This is a genomic window from Streptococcus mitis, assembly GCF_009496205.1.
Lineage (GTDB): Bacteria > Bacillota > Bacilli > Lactobacillales > Streptococcaceae > Streptococcus > Streptococcus mitis_BN.
In genome coordinates this window covers 1-1,312 of sequence record NZ_WIJO01000105.1, presented here as the reverse complement: position 1 = coordinate 1,312, position 1,312 = coordinate 1, and the positions used below count along the sequence as shown (strand labels likewise).

2 protein-coding genes are annotated in these 1,312 nt (G+C 40.3%); both read left to right on the top strand.

Annotated features, from left to right (window positions below; genetic code table 11):
• The first annotated feature begins 201 nt into the window (after positions 1-201).
• Positions 202-963, top strand: a complete 762-nt coding sequence (locus tag GEZ85_RS10090) for an IS110 family RNA-guided transposase (protein ID WP_153214854.1) — start codon at positions 202-204, stop codon at positions 961-963.
• Positions 926-1,207, top strand: a complete 282-nt coding sequence (locus tag GEZ85_RS10085; RefSeq protein ID WP_153210213.1) for a transposase — start codon at positions 926-928, stop codon at positions 1,205-1,207. The genes GEZ85_RS10090 and GEZ85_RS10085 overlap by 38 nt, the downstream gene beginning before the upstream one ends.
• Positions 1,208-1,312: the final 105 nt, after the last annotated feature.

Genomic DNA, 1,312 nt, shown 5'->3' with positions numbered 1-1,312 from the left:
ACTCATGACAGAAAAAGAAGTTTAGCCTATACTGAAGGCGAACAATACCAAACCGTGGTGTTTAATAGGGCTTTTCCTAGCCTGTATAAAAAACTGGATGAACAAGAGTCGTGAGCTAATTCGAATATGCCTTGAGCATGAAAATATCTTACTAGTAGCCTCTTGTTCTATTGTTCAAATAGTTAACAGGAGGTTTTTATAATGGAAGTCATGATTGAAACGTGTTGTGGTATTGATGTCCACCAAAAATCCATTGTTTGTTGTATTCTAGACTGTCCACTAGATACCAATAAACCAAAGAAAATTCAGAAGAAATTTGGGACAACTACAGTAGCTCTTCGCAATGCCTTAGATTGGGTGGTGAAAAACCATATCACACATGTCTTTTTTGAAAGTACTGGGCAATATTGGCTCCCTCTCTTTACTATCTTTTCAGATTCTGATTTCGTCTTAGTACTTGCCAATCCTCAACATATCAAGAATGTGCCTGGTCGAAAAACAGACATGAAGGACGCTGAATGGATTGCTCAACTCGGCCGTTGCGGACTGATTGAACCTTCCTATATTCCAGCACCTGAAGTGGTACAGCTTCGTTTACTGACACGTCGCATGCGTTCTTACAAGCAGCGTCAAACTCAAGTCAAAAATGAAATTCACAATCTCTTACAACGGGCCAATATCAAGCTAAGCAGTTATCTTTCTGATATTTTTTCTAAGACGGGGCAAGCACTTTTAAAATTATTCATTAACGGAGAAGCAATTAATGTAGAATCTGTTATCTCTTGTATCCAGAAGCGAGTGAAAGCAAGTCCAGAAGAACTCGTGGAAGCGATGGAAGGAAAGTTGTCACTAGAAGACCGCTTCCTCTTAGGCCAGAGCTTAGAGGAGTGTCAGATGTATCAGGAACTCATTGAAAAATTGACCGATGAGATTCAACACTACATCGAAAAGGAGTTTCCCTGAGGAAAATAGGATACTTCAAACCATTCCAGGTGTGAATGAAAACTGTGCTGCCACTATTCTAGCTGAGATTGGACCAACTGTTACGACCTTTCCATCCGATGCACACTTAGCATCATGGGCTGGGCTCTGTCCAGGGTCTTATGAAAGTGCTGGCATTAAAAAATCCTCACACATCACGCAAGGAAATCGCTATATCAAACAGGCTTTGACCCTGTCGGGATTAATTGCAGCACATTCTATCTAAGGATCCAGCTTTTTCTTCTTTTTACAATCGAATTTCCCAAAGAGGAAGCAAGAGGAAGGCGATTATTGCTTGTGCTCATAAGATTCTCAGAATCATTTACAAACT

Excerpts from the sequence above, each read along its gene's own strand:
- GEZ85_RS10090 (WP_153214854.1), top strand. The coding sequence starts at position 202 with ATGGAAGTCATGATTGAAACGTGTTGTGGTATTGATGTCCACCAAAAA.
- GEZ85_RS10085 (WP_153210213.1), top strand. The coding sequence starts at position 926 with ATGAGATTCAACACTACATCGAAAAGGAGTTTCCCTGAGGAAAATAGG.